Origin of the sequence: Desulfofarcimen acetoxidans DSM 771 (genome assembly GCF_000024205.1) — a bacterium.
GTDB lineage: Bacteria > Bacillota > Desulfotomaculia > Desulfotomaculales > Desulfofarciminaceae > Desulfofarcimen > Desulfofarcimen acetoxidans.
The window spans coordinates 1,607,545-1,625,043 of the sequence record NC_013216.1; the positions used below are offsets into that span (position 1 = coordinate 1,607,545).

Genomic DNA, 17,499 nt, shown 5'->3' on the forward strand with positions numbered 1-17,499 from the left:
GAAGCACTTGCCGCTTATTGGACCAGGTGCTTCTTTTATAATAGGGTATATATTTACCAGTCTGTAATAGTCAGCATGCATCATAAAATTATATAGATTTTATTAACCTTTTGTGTTAATATTTTTGTAATCGGGGAATATTATATGTTAATAAAATTTAAAACTAGAAAACTTAAAAAAATCTGCGACTCGGGTCAAGAGATTATAAAAAAGTGGGGTCAAGGAAACGGCTTTAAAATCCAGCAAAGATTATCTGAATTGCGGGCGGCAAGCTGTTTATCGGATATAAGTCACTTACCTCCACCAAGATTACATGAATTAAGAGAAAATTGGGAGGATCATTTTTCAGTAGATATTAGACATCCATACAGAATTATTTTTAAACCTACTGAGCCGATACCAAGAAAAGAAGATGGTGGAATCGATCTAAGTAGAGTCACAGAAATAATGGTTGTCAATATTATGGATTACCATTAATTTTGAAGGAGGTGAGCACCGTGACTAGTAAAAAAGGGCTAAATGAAGGAAATTATGAATTCACTCCGGATTATGCAATTCCACCCGGTGTAACTTTGCTGGAAACGCTCGAACATTTAGGAATGACACAAGCTGATCTAGCTAAACGCACTGGTAGACCAGTAAAGACCATAAACGAAATTATAAAGGGTAAATCTGCAATTACTCCGGAAACTGCCTTGCAATTGGAGCGGGTGTTAGGTGTTCCGGCTACATTTTGGAATAACTTGGAACGTAATTATCAGGAACAATTAGCAATGCAGAAAGAAAAGGAACGATTAGAAGCTCAAATAGAATGGCTAAAACAGATACCTGTAAAGAAAATGATTGAATATGGGTGGATTAAGGAATTTAAAGATAAAATCAGACAATTGCAAGAGTTGCTTAATTTCTATGGAGTTGCATCAATTGAGGTTTGGAAGGATACTTGGGATAATATTTTAAACACGTCAGGATTAGTTTTTCGTAAATCTAGTGTCTTTGACACTGAACCAGGAGCAGTATCTGCATGGCTTAGGCAAGGAGAAATTAAAGCACAAAAAATTGACTGTAAGCCATTCAGTGTATCAGAATTTCGAAAATCACTCATGCATATTAAAAGTCTTACAAAAGAAGTTCCTGAAGTATTCATTAAAGATATGGTTAGAATTTGTGCTGATGCGGGTATTGCAGTTGTTTTTATTCCTGAGTTGCCAAAATGCCCTGTTAGTGGAGTGGCACGGTGGTTAACTCCACAGAAAGCCCTAATTCAATTAAGCTTACGATATAAAACCGATGACCATTTGTGGTTTAGCTTTTTTCATGAGGCGGGACATATAATTTTGCATGGCAAACGAGAGATTTTTCTTGAATACAATGGGCGAGAAGGGGAATTAGAAGATGAAGCCAATCAATTTGCAGCAGATTTTTTAATTCCTTCTTCAAAATATAAACGTTTTATTGATAAAGGGATAATTGATCATGATTCTACACGTAAATTTGCCGAGAAGTTAAATATTGCTCCCGGTATATTAGTTGGTCGACTCCAACATGATAATATAATTTCTTGGTCTAGTCACTTAAATAAGCATAAACAGAGATTTAAATGGGTTGCAAAAAATTGACAAGGAAAGACAAGCCTCATACTCTAAAGTATGTACATAAGTTATAGAAAACGTGATACATCCTGGCAGCAGTGGGATTATATGGACGGTTCAATAAAAAGATTGCAAACTTTTGCTAGATTTGGCTTACATATTTACACCGCGGCTTAAAGATTGGCCGGTCAATTATTATCGACAGCAATTTGAGTATGATATTTGTTAAGATACCTGGATAAAAAAATATCGCCCGAAAACTAGGGCGATATTTTTTTATCCAGGACAATAGATACTGACAAACTACAGTCATAACCGTCTGTTACAATCATAGATAATTCAGAAGGTATTGTGGCCATTATGTGAACTCTTAAAAACCGTGGCTTATTTTGTTAATAATATTTAACCTAACATTATAGTTTAAAAAGATAACTGATAAAAGTAATAAAAATAAACTTAAAGCAGGAAAATGTTGAATTGTCAGTGAATAAATCTACAACCAGTATTTATAACAAACGTTAGGGATTGGTGCTATGATGGGAAATGAACCCAAATACTCATTGCTAATTTATACTTCAGAGATTAATGAATCCTTAGCTAGTCATATAACTAAGCAAATATCACGGGGGATAAAAATTTATCTTTTTACAAGTGATTCTTTGGAAAACTACGAAAAAAACCACTTTTTGATTAAAGCTAGACAATACGGTCTATTATACTGGGAACAAATAGAAAGTAGTTCTATACCTGATCATGAGTTAACTATTGTAGATGGTGTAGTTTCAGAAGATTTTCTTTGCAAATGTATTTGTAAAACTACTAACTTTAATGCTGAGCAATTTTCTATAGAGCATGCCCGGACAGATGTGCATCTGATGATTTCCGCCGGTGCTGGCACCGGAAAAACCACAGTTATGATTAATCGTCTGCTTTACCTTAAGCACATAGATCCGTCTCTTTCTTTTGCCGAAATAGTTATGATAACCTTTACCAACGAAGCCGCGGTTCAGATGAGGCAGAGGTTGGCGGAAAAGTTAATAAATTATTATCATGTAACCGGGCAGAGAAAATATTTAGAGTGGCTTGAGGATACCCAAAAAATGCAAATATCAACTGTACATGCCTTTGCCAAATACTTACTGGGAACGGTTGGCCAAGAGTTAGGATTTTCCCCATCAGTAGCTTTACGCGGGTATCATTTTCAGAAAAGAAGAATAATTGAAAAAGCTATAGATGAGTACGCACTGCAGTATCCTGCAGAATATCAGATGTTTATGTATGTGCCACAGTTTCTACTCGTTAATATAGTCCTGTATGTAAATTCAGTATTAGAAAACAAGTCATTAAGCAGTGATAAAATTGCGCAGGAACTAGATTTGGGAGAGAATATTGATAATTTTGTTATTTTTTTGCGATTCATATTACAAAGACTCCATGTAGAATTAAAGGAATTTAAAAACATGGAAAATAAATGGGAGATATCAGATCTTATTCGTGAGCTAGAGCGCCTGCAAGAAGTACAAGATTTACAGAAAGGACTACCTATTCGCTTTTTATTCATAGATGAGTTTCAGGATACCGATGTCATTCAAGTTAAGCTGTTGCTCTGGCTAAGGAAGCAGTTGGATTGCAGGCTGTTTGTGGTGGGAGATGAAAAACAGAGCATTTACCGATTTCGGGGAGCCGATTATACTGCCTTTCGGCAGCTTGAGGAGGGTTTGGGTAGTGAGCAGGTTATGCAATACCCCCTTCAGAAAAATTATCGCAGCACTGCAAAATTATTAGTTCAGCTGAATCCTTTATTTGAACAATGGAACAGTAAGGTAATAAAATTCAGATACGGGCCAGACGACAAACTGCAGTCGTTAAGTAAAGATAAAGACGGGGTGGGTCTGGTACACTATGTTACCTGGGCCAAATTAGGTGAGATTTTAAAAAGTTTGGGTGGAAGATGGAAGGTTAATGAAAGCACAGCCATACTAGTTCGTTCTAATCAAGATGTGCAGGATTTAACTGAATGGTGCCAGTCATTGGGGTTTTTCTGTGATGGGGAGGTAAGAGGGAACTTTTATCGCACCGTGGCTGTTCGAGAATTTTATATTATGCTCAGGGTACTGATTAATCAGAATCTTCAGCGGGACTATTTTGCCCTCCACCATTCTTCCTATGGTGCAAATACCTTATCCAATTACATTGTTCTTAAAGAATTTAATGCCGAAAAAAGATTTTTAGCGGATTTATTTCAGGCACAGCCGGACTGGCAACAGTGGCAGGCATACAGAGAAATGGCGAATGGTTATCCGGTATTGCAAGTGTTGAAAAGGATTATTGGGGAAATTGAGCCGGCCCGGGTTTATGCCCGTCGTTTTATTGATAAAATGAGAAAACTTCAACCGGACCAGGATCGGGATTTGCTGTTAAAAGAGGCCGAGACCTGTAAAATAGAGTATCAGCTGAATTTAGATTACCTTTTATATATACTGCAGAAATATTTCTCGGATACAGTTATGACCTGGCACGGGATTGAACAATTTATACGCCTGAAGATGCAAACTGATACGGATGTGCTGCCTATGACTGCATCCCCGGAGGAGAGAAGTCACCGTTTCCGGTGTATGACAGTTCATAAAGCTAAGGGCTTGGAGTTTGATCATGTGATTTTGCCTGTAACTGACCACCAGTTTTTGCGTGATGATCGCCAGCAGGTTCTTTTGCGGGAGGAAAGCGGCAGTTATATTATGGGGTATCAGCTAAATATGCAGGGAAATGTATTTCGCAACAGTTATTGGGAGCAGCTTAAGTCTTCGGAAAACACCGAGATTGTGGCTGAAGAGACGAGACTTTTGTATGTAGCCTTAACCAGGGCAAAAAAGAATCTGTATGTTCACGTCAAGGATAAATTAGCCCGGGCCAATACTGTTAACTGTTGGAGTGATTTGTTATACGGGAGTGAAATCTAGTGTTTAAGGTGGAAACATATCTTAACCCGATAGAGTTTTATGATAAGCTTACTTTTAACATGAATGAAATACATCTGACACCCGTTTCTGAACTTGCTGTGTATTTGCAGGACAAGGTTCCTAACCCCGAAATTAAAAGAAGCATACTAACCTATGATAACTTGCAGTCTTTACTCTACCCTAATTGGAATTTCCCCTTTACCCAGATATTTTTAGCTACTAAGGTGCGAAATTGCTTAAATAATATGTTGGGCCAGTCGCCTGCAGTGATAAAAAGTATGGAAAATCAAGAGGCAGAAATTGTACGAAGTTTTTGTTTTGCTGTAGAGTTGGGGATCAGGCAACTGCCGGTTTTAACTGGGGAGAGCGGGACAGAAGAAGTGTTCCGGGATATTTTTCACAGTTTAGTCAGTGACCGGCAGGTGCAGCAATTGTTGCGGGATAGGGAAGCTGTAAATGCCGGGCATTTAGCAGAAAGATTAGGGCATAGTCACATCAGGGTTATTTATGCCTATCATTTCAATAAATTAGATGCCTGTGAAATGGCTTTCTTTCACCTGTGTCGGGGTTGGGGCATACCGGTAGTTTTTCGCATTCCTTATGACCAACGATTTCCATCAGTCTTTCGAGGGTGGCAGGAACTCTATGAAACTGCTGCCAGAACATCCTGTGAACACTGGAACCATGGAGAGAAGATCGTTATAAAAAGAGGAACCCGTTTTCTAGAATTCTTAGAAGGAAGAAATTTAGGACCTGGTGAGGAGGTTTGTGGAAATACCGGGGTCCAGGCGGACGAGCTTGCATTAAATATCTGTTCTTTTTCTTCTCCGGTGGAATTTAAACGGTATTTAACTATTCCAGGTAACCGTCCGGAGCGCGGGAAAATGCAGTATGTAGCTTTATCAGCGGAACCTTTAAATCAATCTCTGCGTGATGAACTTAACGGTAATAATGAAGAAGAGAAAGATAATATTATAGCTTATCCGGCAGGCAAATTTCTTTTTTATCTTTACGAGTGTAAGAAGGTAAAGGATATTATTTACCTGAGGTATGATACTTTTATAGAATGTATTACCTCTGGCTGGGTTAAAGATAAGGGGGTTTCTGGTGCACGGGCCGGTGCGCTGCTTAAAGATTTGGAGCCTTATATGGAGGGAGTAAGCTCACTTGCCGAGATAAATGAAAGGTTAAAAGTGCTAGGTGATTTGGTTCATGTCAGTAGTATTTTTGATAATGAGGCAAAAGATATTACCCTTCGCAACAGAACAAAAAAATATTTAACCAACCCTTTTCGTGTTTTTCCTTATATATTGGAGGAGCGTTATGCTGTTACTCTAAAGCAACTTCTTGCCCTTAACCTGGAGTTGGAGCAAACCCTACTGCACCTGTTACCAGACGAGGGGGAGGAGATGAGTATTAACAGTCATCTAGAGATGCTTCGGCAAATATGGTATAAAGTAAAAACCTCGTTATCTTTATCAGCTATTATAACTGACAGACTAGAAAGTGCTTTAGAATACTCATTCCCGTCTGACTGGAAGGCAACCAGGCGAGAATTAAGAAGGTTTTTAGTTGTTCTATTAAATCTAAAATCTAAGGAAAAATCGGAGGAAAGAACCAAGAAACAGGAGATACACAATATTGAGCAATTGGCCGGGTTAATATTAAACACTGAAAGCCTTCATATAACAGATTTGTCCATGAAAAGTTTGGTAAAATACATAAAAAGGATAAACAGTATGCCGGCTTATTTGACCCACACATGGTTAAAAGAAGCAGCCAGGCTCCAGTTTCCTGATACATATAAAGTTATATGGCATTGTTTGCTAGTTGACTATACGTATAACAAAAACAGGGAATCTATTTTAAAATATTATTTGTTCAATAGCCTTTGCTTTTTTAAGGGGCAGACTCTAGCAGTTAGTTGGATTAAGGACTTGCAGTCATATGACAGTGAAAATTTCTTATTTAAGATTTTAACCTCTCTTTATAATAGTGTGGACAGAACGCAAAAATCTGAAACAGATATTAGTGAGCTGGACTTGGCAGTTACGGAATGTGCCCCGGGAATTGATGAGGGTGAGGATATCATAAACCAGATGACCTTAGTAGAGGAGATTCCTGCTGTTGCCTGGTTGGACTTGGATTTTTGCCCCAGAAAATTTTTTTATACAAATATCTTACAGCTACACCCGGTATATGAATCTGATTTTCACCAGCGGCTGGTCTTTGCTGCTATAGGATCTCTTTTATCCCGGCAGGCAGGCGGCGAAGAAGCGGTCAAGGATAATCTTTTTCCCCTTTTTCCCCAGTGGACCTCGGCACTAAAGGAAAATTTAATTAAGACTTCGTCAGTTAAAGAATTAAGGGAATACCGGCAGTTTCAAAATGTTAGCTATCCCAAGGCCATGGACAGTCTTCAGCGGTTAAGAAGCAAGTATTATGTAACGAAAAAATATAAGATTAAAAATGCCTATAATAATGATGTTTTAAACGAAAAAGAATGGATAAAGGAATTAATTTCAGCAATTCTACCGGATGAAATTATAGCTGAACCGGGCAGACACTGTAGCATGTGCAATCACTTATTAATCTGCAGGGAGGGTGAGTTTGCTGTTGACAGAAATACCTCAAGCCGTGAATAATATGATGGAATTTTTTCTGAGCGCAGCCCGGGCCTGGCAAAATTATTGTGATGTGAAGAGCCTTTTCACCGGAATTGAATTGACCCGCGAGCAGATGGCTTTAGTGCTGCAGTATGAGGAGCAGATGCTTATCAACGGATCTGCCGGCAGTGGAAAAAGTATAACCTTACTTTATAAGTTGTTAAAGTTAATGGAGCAGGAACACAAGAGGCAGAGAATTCTTTATTTATCTTTTAGTAAAACTCTTATTGATGATGCAAAAAAGCGGGTTAAAGATTCTCCTATTTACGATAAAGTAAGGGATAAACATGAGTTGCATATGTTAACCTTTCATGGGATGGCTTATCGAATGCTTAAAGAAGCCGGTTTTGTAATAAAACCCTACCCGTCATCTATAAGAAACATTAAAGAGCACGAAAGCACATTGTTAAATCGGGTTAATGTTATGCGGGAGCAGTTTATGTCTTCTGATGAATATGGGCAACTTTCTTCACAAGAGCGATTTTTTAGCACGCAAAATGGTACCTTTCTACTGGAAGAATTTTTATGGATGAAAGCAAACGGTTATGTAAATAAGAAAGATTATTTGGAAGTTGAACGCACCGGCCGGAGTCACAATCCCAGATTAACCAAGGCACAGCGCAATACCATATATATTGTTTTTGAGGAGTACTGCAGGTGGATGGAAGAAAGATTTCACCGGGACCTGGATATGGAGGACTATGCTCTTTTGCTGCTTAAAAATAGAGAGCACATTCCCCGCACTATGTATTATGACTATATTTTTGTTGATGAGGTGCAGGATTTGCAGCCTATGCAGATTAAAGCACTGGTTCAGTATACTAATAAGTCAATTGTCTTGTCCGGGGATCCCAAGCAGCGAATTTATAAAAGAACCCCTCATACTTATGCTAACCTGGGACTGCAGCTGCAGGGGAGGAGGAACCGAACCCTAACTAAAAACTTCCGCTCTACCAAGCAGATTATGACCCTGGCCAATGCTATAAATTTTGATGATGTGCAAAATGACCGCCTGGATGCTGTAGATTTTGTCAAGGAAGGTGACAGACCGGAAATACGTTTTTATTCCAGTGATAATGAAATGCACCGGTACTTGGTTCAGGAGATAAAAAATAGGCTAAGTGAGGATCCGGGTTGCTCTATAGCTGTTATTCACAGATATGAAGAGGAATTGCATCGCCGGGTTGCCCCTCCGGTGCAGAGCGCATTGGCCCGTTCTTTTGATTTGATTACTACAGAGAGGTACAGCGCCCGCTTTAACTATAAATCTGCTAAGAAGCCAGTTTTCTTTACAGATGCTTATAGTGTCAAGGGACTGGAATTTGACTATGTGTTTATATTGCAGTTTGATTCTTTTCACTACCCTAACAAGAAAAAAATTGAAGATCTGAATAAGCTGGCAGAGAATAAGAAGAGTGAGATTTATGAAAGAGATTATAACACGATTCTAAATGATGAGAAAAAGGTGTTGTATGTAGCTATAACACGGGCCAGGAAAAAAGTAGTTCTTCTGTGGGTTGCAGAAAACGAGCTAAAGGTTTCACCTTTTATACGGAATTTCAGCTGTGAAGACTATGAAGCTTACGGGTTGAATAAAAATAATTTATTAGTTGTACTGACGAGATTAGAAGGAAAATAAAGTAGTGATTTTGAATAAGTACAGGTGAAATATTGGGGGTGCGAGTGGAAGAGCCGTCGCTCAACGGATAAAAGCTACCCCGGGGATAACAGGCTTATCTCCCCCAAGAGTTCACATCGACGGGGAGGTTTGGCACCTCGATGTCGGCTCATCGCATCCTGGGGCTGTAGTAGGTCCCAAGGGTTGGGCTGTTCGCCCATTAAAGCGGTACGTGAGCTGGGTTCAGAACGTCGTGAGACAGTTCGGTCCCTATCCATCGCAGTCGCAGGAAACTTGCAAGGAGCTGTCCCTAGTACGAGAGGACCGGGATGGACGGATCACTGGTGTACCGGTTGTCGCGCCAGCGGCAATGCCGGGTAGTTATATCCGGAAGGGATAAGCGCTGAAAGCATCTAAGCGCGAAGCCCACCTTAAGATTAGGTTTCCCTTCGCAAGAATAAGACCCCTGGAAGACCACCAGGTAGATAGGCCGGGTGTGTAAGCATAGTAATGTGTTTAGCTGACCGGTACTAATAGGTCGAACGCTTGACCTTAATATTCACGCTGTGTAGTTTTGATGGAATTGTAAAAGTTTATATAATATATTAACCCCTGGGATTGTCTTCTAGGGGTTTTTGGTGTGCGACTGTCTGTCACACATTAAAAGCCATCCCGCTAGGTGGCTTTTAATCTTCCGACTATTACATTGCTTAGTGCACTCGCGGCAAACCACTTTCCTTTGGAAGTGTTGAAAATCTGTAATACTGCCGCAGAAGACTCAGGCAGGCATGTACTTCCTGAAATACAAGTAATGGAACAAATAAGCGGGTGATTTATGAAAGTATCTGAAACACTATCACGGCGTTATTTAATCCCACGTTCCGCATCTAGCATATACAAACACAAGCAATTTTGCTTTAGGCCGATAAATTTACTTTTATTAACATGACATATTATTGAATTTGCACTTTTTATACCTCACTATTGAACTTTATATTTACATTAATTAAATATATTTACATTGTAATAAATGTAAAACACCTTAATGTTTTTAATGAACAAATTTAACATTTTAGGGTGAGTAGTTATGGGCTTATGATACTATAGATAATTCTTTTAGGTATATCGACTCATCAAATCCTGTCAATCGGATTATTTCTAATTGTTGTTTGCTTGTTTTGGTTGGTAGATACCTCTCTCTTCTTCCTAATTTATGGGTAATATGAATTATTGTAAAGTTCGTCATCTCTTGCAAAATCAACATTCCTGTTGGTTGTTTAACTTTTGAACGATAGCTTAATTGAAGGGCTTTCCCTTCTGCTGCTAGATTTTGTCTAACTCTACGTTCCATAAGTGCATAAATTAACAGGGTTATCAAGAATATATATCCAAGTGCTTTCACTCTTGACGGCTTTTTCAAAAAGACTTGACCTAATATTGCGGGGTTTTTTAGAAAGCGAAAGCGCATTTCCACTGTGTTTTGTTCTTTGTAATGCCGAAGGATTGTTTCTGCTGTATTTTCCCTTGGATTTTTTAAATTGGTGATCAGTACAAATGTTGATGCCCTTTCTTTTGCCATTTGCCAGGCCGTTTCATTCATTACACTAACTATAGCCTTTATGCGATAAACTATTTTTACGGGGGACTTTTCTTTTGTTTTGGGGCGCCCTACACCTTTTTTTTCTTCAGCAATTACTTCCGCATCTAAATGGTAGAACTGTCCGTCTTGTTTCTTTTTCATATGTCTTAAGTACGAGATGGCATCTTTTTCGCAAGCAAATTCTTGTTTACTAATTTCTTTACAGATTTTTTCTAATTTTTTCTGTTCATTCTCAGCAGTACGCTTCAATGTTTTTTCTTTCTTTTGATCAAGATTTGATGAATGTACGATAATAAACCGGTAACGACGGTCGCCCAATTTCACTTTTATGGACTGAAGCTTATATACAGCAGCGTTTTTATCCGGCGATATATTCTCTATTTCTTGCCACTTATCTTGGCGAAAGGCCCAATCTTTAAGTGACGGTACTATTCCAAATGTCTCAGGAATTCGGGATATGAAGCGAATGTTTTTCTTGGCTAAATGTTTTAGGTTATCTATGGTAACCAGTTTTGAATCAGCTACGTATATGGTTTCTGGACTATTAAGTGATTTTAACATTTCCGGCAATTGTTCGATTATTTGTTGATTCCATTTCACAACGTTTAAGTTGCCATCGTTTATTGTTCCCATAAGAGGTATTCCTTCGGGAGTTACTACTGCACCAGCTACTATCTGCTTGCAGTCCCGATGGCCGTCTTTGTTAAATCCTCGAACTATGTTTAATGTCTCCGACGAAGCATTGGCATAATCTCCATAAACGGTAATGGATGTAGTATCACCATGTGCTAAATCTACTCTAAAACGGTGTTTTAAATGTGCTTGTAAAACTATGTTAGAATACAAATGGTCTAGATTTGATTCAGCTAATCGATCCAATGTATTTCCTAAAGCATCGTCGTTGAAATCAGTTGCTTGTACCGTTGGACCAAATAATGCTTCTACGTCCATATCTTTAAAAAATTCAGATACTCGGTACAAAGGTTTTCGGTCTGTCAATATGTTTATAATCATAGCTTCTACATAAAGGCCTGGTGAATTATTACATTGTTTTTCATCCCAGATTACCTGATTGTTAATGATTTGTACTAAATTTATTTCTCGGGTAAGTGCAGCTATTATTGCGCTGGGCCCCACCTGTAAGCTATTAATATTTTGTAGTATTTGGTTTTCCATTTACTTACCCTCCTAATCTATTAAGGAGGCATTTGACATCATTGCTTGTTTCTCCTGCAAAAAAACATCTATTACCATTGCATTTTTCAACAAAAAATATTTAAATTTCAGCCTAAGTTTATCTGTTTGTAATAATTATTGATTTATTTCCTTAAGGGTACGGAATGTGGGTTTAATAAATAATATCAGTCTATTAATTTTTGTTCTTTTAAGTATTTTATGGGGTAAAGTTTAACAATACCTATAGACTCAATTCTTATTTTCATGGGTTGGAAGATGTTTAAAACCCGTCTAATTATCTCCGGTACTACTTCATCCGATGTCTCATTTGATATTGTACAGTGGGGAAACCAACAATTCGATTTGTAGTAATCCCACTCCTGATTGCCATAATCCTCAAATAAGTGGTGAAAATCCCTATGCATTTTCATTAAGTTATCTGTCATGGTAGGTGCTAAAAATACAGTTCCTTTATTTTTGGGAAAAACTCCAATATAATTACATTTAATCTCGATAGAATGGGTAGTATTAGTGAATTGGGTAAAGCGTTTTTCAAAATCATTGATGTCAATATCATGATAAATTGTCAAGGTAATATGGGGTCTGCTGTCAATTTCAACCATATAAGTACTAGTCTCATCTTTAGCAAGTTCATCCCAAATGTGTTGAATGGCCCTTTCACTTTTTCCATCAAAATACAAATTTATCGCATATGTCATTATATCCTCCTGTCTGGTTTTATTGACATAAAATACAGTCCATAGAATCTATTTATATCTAGGCCAGTTGGTTACTTTTCATAAATACCCATCCCAGCCGATTACTATTCATGGACAACCCTATTACGGCCATCATTTTTTGCTTGGTATAGTGTCTTATTGGCCTTCTCAATCAAATTGCTCGTTTAGCTGTATCTTTTAAAAAAATCTATATCAACCATTGTAAGAGATATAGGATCGTTACTCCTCAAAGCACAACAGTTTTTCAATAAGGGTAAATTTTATTAAGAAGAGTAAAAAAGGATCCCCATTTATTGGAGGTCCTCACAGCTAGTTTCTTAGGGAAATTTTATATAATTCTTCTACTCTTTTACTGTCCAACAGGAAGCGTCTTCTAGAGGCTCTATCACAACAGTTTGGCCCTATACACGGCTATGGAGAGCTACGGACAAACTAGGGCGGGGACCACCCGAAGTTACGCTTGACTGAGATTGCGTAAGACTTGTAGTCCTTGTGACAGCAAGCTATGGTCGATAAAACAGGAAGCCTACATCTCTTAGGTGGCGGGTAGTTCACTTTCATATGCAGTACCAGCGGCTATCTCCCCGATAATACAAAGGATTGCCGCTAATAATGCAGAAAGGGGTCATTTCGCTGTCAGTGCCAGCAGTGGTATTGATCGAAACAAACGGAGGTATGGACTTGCCGGATTTATCGATCCCTTCGCTATCACGGATGCCACCATTGCTGGCGACAATGCAGATATCCTTGGCGCAATCATGAGAGTTGACACCTCCGAGGGAAATGATCATATCACACTGGTTTTTTTGAAAAACCCTCAACCCGTCATGGGCTTTTATATCAGTTGGGTTCGGTTCTGCTCCGTCAAAGATAAATACCTTGACACCCGCTTCTTCTACCCGAGTCTTAACTTGATTGGAGATGCCAGTGGCTGCGATGATTTTGTCGGTGACAATCAGTGCCCTTGTACCACCCAAGACCTTTACTTGCTCACCAATTTTCTTGGAGGAACCAATACCTATCGATGTAACCGTTGGGGTAAAGAAACTGTATATTTGTTCTCCTAAAGACATCTGTCAACACCTCACTAATTTAATTTTCTTTACCTTTATAGAAGGTACCTCAAAGTACCGTAACATATAAACCAACAATAATTAATTAAGTAATTTGAATTTTTTTGTCCTATGAAAGCCTCTTTAGTTAAATTATAAAACTCAAAATTACAATCTTCTTTCCAGTAGCTTATGTTTTATCCGCAGGTGAAACTTATAATGGGGATTGTCCTCAGTTAATTCTATTAAAAAATGAAAAGCCAAAATCATTCACGTAGCCCTCGATGGATGTAAGATCGGGGTCCTTCAGGAAATTCGATTCCATAAGCCCCTGTATCCAAGAACGGATCACACTGCCGTTATTCCAGAGATGGGCAACCTTTTCGAGTTGTAGATACTTTCGATAGGGGGATGATTTGAGAATTTCAAACCCCTCCTCGTAGGCTTCCATCATGGCATACTCAATTCCGTCATGGACCATTTTTAGAAAATGTCCGGCACCGGTTGGCCCACAATATAAATATCCGTCTCCTGGAGCCAGAGAACGAAAAACCGGTTCAACACGTCTAAAATCTGCCTTATCGCCGCCGACCATGATGTAGTAACTGCTTTGCGACCCTTGAACTCCTCTGGAAATGCCGGCATCCAAAAAGTGAATGCCGAAAGGTTTTAATTCCTCCGAGCGTATTAGATCATCTTTGTAATAACTGTTTCCTCCGTCGATCAAGATGTCCCCTTGGGAAAGCAGAAGGGCAATAGATCGAATATGCTGTTCAGTAGGTCCTCCGGCTGTAAGCATGAGCCAAACAATCCGTGGCGGGGTAAGTTTTTGCACCAATTCTTCCAGAGAAGCAGCGCCGACAGCACCCTCTTCAACCATCTGGATCACTTTTTCCCTGGTGCAGTTGTAAGCAACCACTTCATGCATTCCCTTTAACATGAGCCGGCAGATATTCATACCCATTCGTTCCAACCCGACCATACCTATTTGCATTCCTTATTCCCTCCCTAACCCAGGGTGTCTAAAATATTTATATTTTGCCATTGGAATCAACCTTCAATATTTTTTGCCAAAACTACTCTTTCTCAAACTCGTCCTTACCGACGCCGCATACCGGGCAGACCCAATCTTCCGGCAATTCTTCAAAGGGCGTTCCCGGTGTCACTCCATTAGCCCCTTCTACGGGGTCGTAAACATAACCACAAACATTGCATACCCATTTTTCCATAAATTCAAGCCTCCTCTATTTACCTATGTTTTTAAATACTTTCCTCGCAACTTCTAGTCTCAGGTTGACCGATTCCTAACGGATATTTTTTAAAAATTTTTCCACATATTTATGGCTAGAAGAGTAAAGAGTGCAGTAATCGTCATGTTTTTTAACTTATTATTTCTTTAAAGCAATTATATTTTACTAAGCTTACATTGAGGTTACGAAAATATTAACAGTTTATTAACACGAGAAAGTCGCTTAATTAAGCGACTTTCGAGGCAACCATAGGCAATTGTGCTAGTCGGAAATTATGCAGTACTAACCTTGACTTATCCACAGTTCCATCATAAGTATAATAGTTTTTGAGTTTTAGACAGGTTATTATGAATTCCTTGAAGGTGTCCTTTTAATAATGAAGGGTTGAACACAGAAACAATTGTTCTCTCAATACCAAACACTTTTCCCTTACCTAAGTATTTTTTCGAAACAATACGTGGTTATCCATTGACCCTTTTGGTGTTTATTGTATAATAATAATTTTTGCCAGTAACAGTCTGCTTTGAAATGCCACCCATAGAAACACTTCTTTCCTACAAATAATTATTACTCTACAACAATGGGAAAAGAAAAGCAAAGGCCGTTTTGGGTTATTTTGGATTACATAGAATTATTTTTAATCATTTATATAAATTAGGTACTAAGTTCCTGGCGTAGCTAACAGTATAGCAGGATATATCCAAATATCATTTTTCTGTACTACTCCTAAAATTATAAAAACTCAGCAATATCAGGACTTGTTGAGTTCAAAAGTAGCTTATAAAATGACAAATTAATTTATTTCGTAAACGTATGCTAGGTAAGACGCATATCTAATAACCCAACCGCATTAAAAAAACGCCTAAAGGCGAAGGTTTTAGATTCGTTACTTGGAAATTGATAGTAAAATGCAATAGAATTGGCAGAGTGTAAGTAAATTTTAGGTCATAACTTTCGAAAATCAGGCACCCCAACCTAGTAAAATAAAGGTTTCTGTGATCGGGAAATAACTATTTTAGCCTATTTCTTCTACTGGGAATCGAAACTCGGGTTAACACTTATGCGACAACTATCTTGACAAACGCCGCTTTTAAACGGCATAGCATTTTCCTCTAACATTTATTTGTGGAGAATCTTATCCTATACAGGTCTTAATTGCAATATTAATTAGGAATCACCATACTAGATTACTCGTTCTTTTCAATAAAATACTTATTGACAATAGCTGCTATTATAAGTCCCAACCAGGCAAATGTTATTATTTTAATGGAAGGGTTATTAAAAAAGAATTTCAAGAAGTTTGGTAAAAATATTAGTCTTATTTGGACCCAGATAGTATTTAATATAAAAATAAGTACAATAATTGCTTGAATAATAAGCATTCTTTTAGTGATTTGCATGCCATACCGGCCAGTTATACCTAATAAAAAACTCCAAATAGTAATTAACACTAGACCTATGTAATACAAAAATAATGCTTTTTGAAGTTCTAAGTTTTTCCATGCCTCATTTCCGATAGTATCTACATGTACATAAATTACCAATACTGCAATGATAATAATAAGAAGAAGAATGTTTTTGATATATAACAAAATAATCAACCTCATTTAATTTTCATTATATTTTAGTATACTAAGGGACTTTCACCCTCAAGTTCTAGGTGAACTATCAAAAGACGGAAGAAAATCCCGTCTTTTGATAGTTCTTATAAGCGCTCAAAAACATTTAAAACTTCCACCTAGGAGAGCAATTCTTAATTATTATTGAACCACAAATCGACATGGTATATAATTCCCTGTAATAAATAATAAGTGGGGAAAATAAACTATGCCATTCATGAGCCAAAGATCAAAATTAGACTTAACAACAGAAGAAGTAAATAAATTAGAAAAAATTATACATTCAAGAACAGAAAGTGTAAGTCACATTGAACGAGCCAAAATGCTTCTTTTCTATCATAAAGGAGAAACAATAGCATCAATTGCTAGAATATTAGAGACTAACCGTGCTAAAGTAGAGCGTCATATGGTATATTCCCACCAACTTTTTTTAGACTTGTTTTTAATTGTTTTAACCCTCGTACTCAAATTTATATCCCATTCCCCAGACGGTTTTTATATATTCAGGATTTGAAGGATCGGTTTCAACCTTTTCGCGCAGTCTCCTGATATGAACAGTAACTGTATTATCATCGCCGTAAAAAGAGCTGTCCCATATTTTATCCAGCAGGTGCGCTTTGGTAAATACCCGGTTTGGATTGGAGGCCATCAACCAAAGTAGTTCAAATTGCTTCGGAGTCAGTTCAACCTTACTGTTATTCACCGCAACGGTACGCTTCGTGTAATCCAGAGTCAAGTTACCATATTTCAACATATTTTCAAGGTTAACCTTTGGCTCACCAAGTCTTCTCAAAACAGCTTTCACCCGCAAGGCCAACTCAGTGGGACTAAAGGGCTTGGTCTGGTAATCGTCTACCCCCATCCTAAACCCTACCACCCGATCCACCTCTTCGGTCCTGGCGGATAGGATAATTATCGGCACCTCCCGCTGCGCCTTCAGCTTCTGGTAAGTTTCAAAACCGTCCATACCAGGCATCATTAGGTCCAGTATAACCAAGTCGGGTGATGATTGCCTGGCTTTTTGCAAAGCCTCCTCACCACTGGATGCAGTTATCACTTCAAAGCCTTCCTTACCAAGACTGTGCTGTAAGATTTTTAATATTTTCGGGTCATCGTCAACCGTTAAAATTCTCTGTGGCATCCTTTACCCCACCTTCCCCCAATACTCCTTTTCCTTTACCGGCGGAGCGGCTAACCTAGTTATAGCCATAACCGGGTACTCCAGG

At 38.3% G+C, this 17,499-nt stretch carries 12 protein-coding genes and 2 other annotated features; of the genes, 5 read left to right on the forward strand and 7 right to left on the reverse strand.

Annotated elements, in window-relative coordinates; translation table 11 throughout:
• The first annotated feature begins 144 nt into the window (after positions 1 to 144).
• The 5 genes from DTOX_RS07535 (at position 145) to DTOX_RS07555 (ending at position 8,857) form a co-directional block, all read left to right on the forward strand.
• On the forward strand, positions 145 to 477 hold the full coding sequence (locus DTOX_RS07535) for a type II toxin-antitoxin system RelE/ParE family toxin (protein WP_015757116.1): 333 nt from the start codon (positions 145 to 147) through the stop codon (positions 475 to 477).
• A gap of 20 nt (positions 478 to 497) precedes the next feature.
• Positions 498 to 1,619, forward strand: a complete 1,122-nt coding sequence (locus DTOX_RS07540) for a HigA family addiction module antitoxin (RefSeq protein ID WP_015757117.1) — start codon at positions 498 to 500, stop codon at positions 1,617 to 1,619.
• Positions 1,620 to 2,125: 506 nt separating this feature from the next.
• Positions 2,126 to 4,552 (forward strand): UvrD-helicase domain-containing protein, encoded by a 2,427-nt coding sequence (locus tag DTOX_RS07545; protein ID WP_015757119.1) that lies wholly within the window; start codon positions 2,126 to 2,128, stop codon positions 4,550 to 4,552.
• The gene (locus tag DTOX_RS07550) at positions 4,552 to 7,197 is read left to right on the forward strand and encodes a hypothetical protein (RefSeq protein ID WP_015757120.1); all 2,646 of its coding nucleotides are present in this window, start codon (positions 4,552 to 4,554) and stop codon (positions 7,195 to 7,197) included. The genes DTOX_RS07545 and DTOX_RS07550 overlap by 1 nt, the downstream gene beginning before the upstream one ends.
• A complete protein-coding gene (locus tag DTOX_RS07555) occupies positions 7,157 to 8,857 on the forward strand; it encodes a UvrD-helicase domain-containing protein (protein ID WP_422698394.1) in 1,701 nt (566 codons plus the stop codon). The genes DTOX_RS07550 and DTOX_RS07555 overlap by 41 nt, the downstream gene beginning before the upstream one ends.
• Before the next feature lie 84 nt (positions 8,858 to 8,941).
• Positions 8,942 to 9,101, forward strand: a sequence feature (23S ribosomal RNA rRNA prediction is too short).
• A gap of 19 nt (positions 9,102 to 9,120) precedes the next feature.
• Positions 9,121 to 9,378 (forward strand) — a sequence feature (23S ribosomal RNA rRNA prediction is too short).
• A 551-nt stretch (positions 9,379 to 9,929) separates the two neighbouring features.
• Here DTOX_RS07555 and DTOX_RS07560 read toward each other — a convergent pair.
• From DTOX_RS07560 to DTOX_RS07590, 7 genes are all read right to left on the reverse strand, one after another.
• Entirely contained in the window at positions 9,930 to 11,612 is a 1,683-nt protein-coding gene (locus tag DTOX_RS07560; RefSeq protein WP_015757122.1) for an IS1634 family transposase, read from the reverse strand.
• 185 nt (positions 11,613 to 11,797) lie between these two features.
• Positions 11,798 to 12,331: a 2'-5' RNA ligase family protein gene (locus DTOX_RS07565; RefSeq protein ID WP_015757123.1), complete on the reverse strand. Its 534-nt coding sequence runs from the start codon at positions 12,329 to 12,331 to the stop codon at positions 11,798 to 11,800.
• A 578-nt stretch (positions 12,332 to 12,909) separates the two neighbouring features.
• Positions 12,910 to 13,425, reverse strand: a complete 516-nt coding sequence (locus DTOX_RS07570; RefSeq protein ID WP_015757124.1) for an iron-containing alcohol dehydrogenase — start codon at positions 13,423 to 13,425, stop codon at positions 12,910 to 12,912.
• 211 nt (positions 13,426 to 13,636) lie between these two features.
• Positions 13,637 to 14,398, reverse strand: coding sequence for an NADP-dependent phosphogluconate dehydrogenase (locus tag DTOX_RS07575; protein WP_015757125.1), 762 nt, complete (start codon positions 14,396 to 14,398; stop codon positions 13,637 to 13,639).
• A gap of 82 nt (positions 14,399 to 14,480) precedes the next feature.
• On the reverse strand, positions 14,481 to 14,633 hold the full coding sequence (locus DTOX_RS07580; protein ID WP_015757126.1) for a rubredoxin: 153 nt from the start codon (positions 14,631 to 14,633) through the stop codon (positions 14,481 to 14,483).
• A gap of 1,208 nt (positions 14,634 to 15,841) precedes the next feature.
• The gene (locus DTOX_RS07585; protein ID WP_015757127.1) at positions 15,842 to 16,246 is read right to left on the reverse strand and encodes a hypothetical protein; all 405 of its coding nucleotides are present in this window, start codon (positions 16,244 to 16,246) and stop codon (positions 15,842 to 15,844) included.
• A gap of 478 nt (positions 16,247 to 16,724) precedes the next feature.
• Positions 16,725 to 17,414 carry a response regulator transcription factor gene (locus DTOX_RS07590; RefSeq protein WP_015757128.1) on the reverse strand — a complete coding sequence of 230 codons (690 nt, stop codon included), beginning with the start codon at positions 17,412 to 17,414 and terminating at the stop codon, positions 16,725 to 16,727.
• Positions 17,415 to 17,499 lie beyond the last annotated feature (85 nt).